This window comes from Methylomonas rivi (assembly GCF_024505165.1).
Lineage (GTDB): Bacteria > Pseudomonadota > Gammaproteobacteria > Methylococcales > Methylomonadaceae > Methylomonas > Methylomonas rivi.
In genome coordinates this window covers 1-4,863 of record NZ_JANIBK010000210.1, presented here as the reverse complement: position 1 = coordinate 4,863, position 4,863 = coordinate 1, and the positions used below count along the sequence as shown (strand labels likewise).

Here is a 4,863-nt window from a genome sequence, read left to right as displayed (position 1 = left end):
TTGTAATATTTCATTGTTTTCTTTTTTAAGGTCAAATAATTTTTTAATTTTTTGATCTTTGAAAAACTCGTGCTTTTTATACCACTCAGCCAGCTTTTTAATTTCTGACTTTATGTACTTTTCTTCCTCAGATGATTTTTTTGTTTCAAAAAAGTCATCTATTACGTCCTTCCAATTAGAAAATTCGTTTTTATCATCACCCATCACTTCCTCCTGTTCTTTTGTACAACCCTAAATTGGGATGGTAGCTATACTCTTGATATTGATTACTGCTGAAATTAATTAGCCTTACTTCTCCAAACCGCTGACTGACTTCATTCAAATCAATACCAAAATCATCGGCAAGCTCGGAATAAACCGCGTTTGCTTTTTGAGCAAACCAGAAATCGACGCCATCACCAAAGTCTAAATTGCTTTCTTGGTTTATAACTATTGGGCCTTCCCCAAATTTCGCCGGGTAAACGTTTTCATTTTTCCAGCGCCAATATGGAGAACTGCGCTCATCAGTTAGCCATAGATAATAAGACTCATCGGACTTCGATTGCCGAAACCGTTGTTGACGCTGCACTTCGCCGCCCCAGTGCGGGTGATTTCTCCACCATACTTTTGCAGATTTTGGTATTCCAACAAGTTGGATGCGTAATGCCTCGTGTTCTAAACTTACTAGATTTAGATTTTTTGTATCGCTATCTTTTTCTGGTATTACAATTCTTGGTTTTGAATCGATTTTCAAAAAATAATCAAGCTCTACCACGCTCTCCAAATCATGTTTTTTTAAATTCAATTCGTTCGATTCGAACCCCGGTTTTTCAAAACAGATTTTTTCTTTATTCAGAGCCTTGATGTTCTGGTTTAGTAAAAGAATATTGGCAGATATTGGGATATTATCCCGATGTCTTAAAACTCGCCCCGCTAATTGAATAATCGAACGCATGGAGCTCGGCTCGACGATTGCCCAGTCATAATCATGATCTCTGCCTACTTCGGCGACTGGTGAGGCCAATACGACAAAGATGTGTTGCGTTTGTGGATGTCGGTTTAAAACGTCCTTGATATTGTCCCAAATGGCCTCTGGATTTTTACGATTCAGGATTTTATCCAGCCGCGTTTCCAGATATGAGCGTATCGCCAACGGATAACGGCTGTGATAGACGCAATAGTGAATACAAGTGTCGGTTGGTGCATCGAGTTTTAATAACTGTTTGGCGACGGCAACCATTGGATCGATATTCGCCATACGCACCAAGCCAATGGAGACGGTTTTACCGTCGCGCGTTTGGTGGTGTTGATCGTGCAGGCGTTGAATGTTTTCTCGAATGGTTGTAGCCAATCGAGTGGCGATACCACCAACGCCATCCTCACTGATAGGAATGATCTCGCCTTTTCGCTGTGGCTGCGCGTACTTGGCGAGCTTTCCTACCCGGCAATCGATAAACTTTTTGTGCTGCTGCTTGAAGGTATCAAATTGTCCTATGGCGTCACTTCGCGACCCAAATTCATCGATCCAGGCGCAAGTAATCTGTTTATTCCAATCTTCAATATTGGCTTTGGCGTATTGCTTCCAGCCCGCGTAGTAGGCTTGATATAAACCATAGGCCAATGCCGGCGGCATGGTTGCGGTTGAAAGTAATACTCGGCTTCCCAGCATTCCCGCCCAATGCACCAGTCGGCACAAGGCTGGCAGGTCTTCTAGTCCAAAGTCGTCCGGTTCGTCCAATATCAAATCGGAGGTCAACAGCCGTAGCATGGGCGGAATTTGCTTACCGCCTTTTGTGCCTTCCGTTGCCGGGATCAAATGGTCGATGGTGCTGACCAGTATCGGAGCCAGCAGCATTTTTTCTAATTTTTCGTTGTTCCTGGTCCACTGGCTCAAACTATGTTCTTGCAAATCACCTCGATAATCGACGAATAAATCGGGGTCTAGTAATTCATTTTGCGATTCGATGCCGTTAGCATCGAATGGGTCTAAATCGGAAACCGGTGCGTCCTTGGGAAGTGTGGTTTTATTCTGTTCGTTTTCGAATAGCTGTGTGACAGCAATACCGCCCACCATGATGGCTAACTGTTCGTCGGACAGGTCCAGCTTTTCTCTAAATTCTCTCCCAGTTTGTAAGGTCAGCGTTCGTAGGCCCAAGGCGACACTAAATCTTGCGCGGCCATATTCTTGTCCAATCGCATACATTATTTTTGCATTCGCCAGGGTCTTTCCCTTGCCGGTCGATGCCATGTTGATGCCAAAGAAACCCTGAGTTGAGCAGTCTTTGCCTATAGCTTGAGCCAGTTTTTTGGCTTCGTCCTGCCAGCCGAATTTTTCTTTGTCCTTATTGCCGACATTCCCCGTCAGAAAGGCATTTGGTTCTAATGACGGAAGTTCGCTATTTAAGCGAGGCAAGGCTTTGGCAATTTGTTGGGCATGTTCAGCGACGCCGATTAAATGCTCATCGAGTTTTTGTTTGAGTTGCTTGGTGTTGCGGTCGGTATTGGCGAACACCGCATAACCCGGGCTTTGCCATTCCGGGGTGGCTTTTTGCGCTGAGTAATGATGATCCGCCAGCATCAAACACAAGCGGGAAAGGTGTGTCGCGAATAGTTGTTGATCAAGCCAATTGGCAATCTCCGGCAACTGCGCGGCTATTTTTGCTTTAGCTTCCGAAGCAATCAAACAGGCTTTTGACCGCCATTGATTGCTGGCGAAAGGCAAGCTATTTTCAAATTGCCAATTCGCATCTAGTCGTTCAAGTTGTTCGGCATCTTTGCAATTATGAGAATTCCAAATAGCTTCGAAATTGACTGCTAGCCAATCGTCGATGTGATTGAATTCTGGCGTAGTCGGCGAATTTTGTTTCCAGCTAGGGCAAATCGGCAATTTATGATGAGTAAGAATTAACCAAGCAACCAATTGGGCAAACGGGGGTAATTTGTTAAGAGGATGATTGTCAGAAACACTGCCGTCTATCCCATCCCGGAAACAGCTTAATGGATGGTCTTTTTCGACCTGACTCAGTTCATCCAGCCATTGACTATCATTCATTTCGCCAACAAACGCTTGGAACAACCTGAGCGAAATCCATTCGTGGCGATAAGGCTCAAACTTTTCGGTTTTTACTTTCGGGTTTATTTTTTCTTGAAATAGTTGATTGGCTTTTCCAAAATCGTGAAACAAGCCGGCAATCGCAGCCGCGTAGCGAATGACACGCACCCATTTCCAATCGTGACTATCTTGGAATTGGGTGATTTCCGATTCCGTGAAATTCACCGGCACAATCCCTTCCGCATTGAAACAGCGCCGATTCCCCACGATCCAAACCAACTCGCTCCTGCTCCTGGACCTGATCCAGTGGCAAGCCACGGCAGTGTTTTTGGTGGCGGTTTTGCGCAACAAGGTTTTGACGGCGATCAGGCCTTCTTCGGTGATGACGGTTTGCCAGGTGTTGTCGCCGATGCGGTTGGCGAAGGCGTCCAGCACGCGGCGGGTGCGGGCCAGGGCTTTTTTCTGGCATTGGCTGACGAAGGTGACCATCATGACGTTAGTCCTTTTCGTTGCATTCTTCTGCAAAGGGCGTGTCCCACCACGTCCCGGCTAATGCCTTGATAGAATCCGGCCAGCCTGAGGCTGTTTTTTCTTCAATAATCTGGAGTAACCATTGCTGAGTAGAAAGTCCTGCTGTTTTAGCAGCGGCGTTAATTTTTGCCTCGGTGATTTCGTCTATTTCGAATAACATTTGTTTCATAGTGACCTCGATCTGCGTTAGCAAAGCCAACTCTTCATCCATCTTCTCCTTCCCTCAACGCTACTTGCTTGACCTGCTCGAACATGAAATCCAGGGCTTTGTGGTCGGTGAATTTTTGCAGGATTTGCTGGCGGAATTCCTGTTCGCTCATTTTCTCCTTGGCGCAGACGAAGGCCCAAGGCAGGACGATGGCGTCCTTGACCAGGTCGGCGACGTCGAACACCAGCGCGCCGCGGCGGGTTTTGCCGTGCATGACCGCGAAGCCGTGCGGAATGCCCAGTACCCATAGCGTTGTGGCCGCCAGCCCGTAAGCCAAATAGTTGCCGTGGTTCAAAAAGCCGTTGGCTAAATCGGTGGCGTCGTGGTCGCGGCTAAAGTCAGTGTGCTTGGTGGCTTGGGCGGCGAAGCGGTAAAGTTGTTTGGTCAGCAGCGCTTCGCGTTGCAGCAGGTCGCCGACCTTGCCGGCTTGCTCGACTTGCAAGGCGTAACCATCCAGCGCGGCGGCTATGGCGCTGTCGTCGGCGAAGATGTTTTCGGCTTGCAGGTCGCGGTCTTTATTCCAGACTCGGCGCAGATAATCGACGCGGGCTTTCTGAAAGGCTTTGGCGACCTTCAGGCGTTGCGCGTCGTCAAACCAGAATTTCAGCCAGCCCTGGATGTATTCGGTGGGCCGATATTCGCTTTGCGGGGTCAGCCATTCGATTTCGCAGCCGCTAAACAAGGGCGTGCCTCCGCCGCCGCAAAAACCGACCAGCACGCCGGCGCCGGCCAACATGCGCATCGCTGCCTGAGTAATCGAGGTGCCGGTGCCCAGCAATATCACCGTGGTGTTGGCAATCGGGATGTTCCAGTACAGGTTTTCGTCCTTGGCTTCGGTCAAATACAGGACACGGCCGTCTTTTTGCATTACCCGGCATTTTTCCAGGTAGTAGATGTTGGCGCGCTTGGAATGCAGAATGGCTTTTAAACCGGTCAATTGGTCCATTATTTAGTCTCGTTTGGCTTGCCGACCGGCCGGCCATGGTGCGGTAGCATTCGGTTTTTAACCGCAATACGGCAGCGTCCGGTCATTCAATTATTGCGGATAAACCGGCGGCGATCCGGTCGGTTGGCTTTCGGCCGTGCCAGGGCG

At 48.2% G+C, this 4,863-nt stretch carries 4 protein-coding genes; all 4 read right to left on the bottom strand.

The annotated features are described in order from the left end of the window. Nucleotides 1-204, bottom strand: a 204-nt coding sequence (locus NP596_RS19815) for a hypothetical protein (protein WP_256617124.1), incomplete at its 3' end; no start/stop codon positions are given. Then, entirely contained in the window at nt 197-3,523 is a 3,327-nt protein-coding gene (gene cas3f, locus NP596_RS19810) for a type I-F CRISPR-associated helicase Cas3f (RefSeq protein ID WP_256617123.1), read from the bottom strand. The genes NP596_RS19815 and cas3f, both read right to left, overlap by 8 nt. A 4-nt stretch (nt 3,524-3,527) precedes the next feature. After that, the gene (locus NP596_RS19805) at nt 3,528-3,773 is read right to left on the bottom strand and encodes a hypothetical protein (RefSeq protein WP_256617122.1); all 246 of its coding nucleotides are present in this window, start codon (nt 3,771-3,773) and stop codon (nt 3,528-3,530) included. After that, nucleotides 3,766-4,716: a type I-F CRISPR-associated endonuclease Cas1f gene (gene cas1f / locus NP596_RS19800; protein ID WP_256617121.1), complete on the bottom strand. Its 951-nt coding sequence runs from the start codon at nt 4,714-4,716 to the stop codon at nt 3,766-3,768. The genes NP596_RS19805 and cas1f overlap by 8 nt, the downstream gene beginning before the upstream one ends. Nucleotides 4,717-4,863 lie beyond the last annotated feature (147 nt).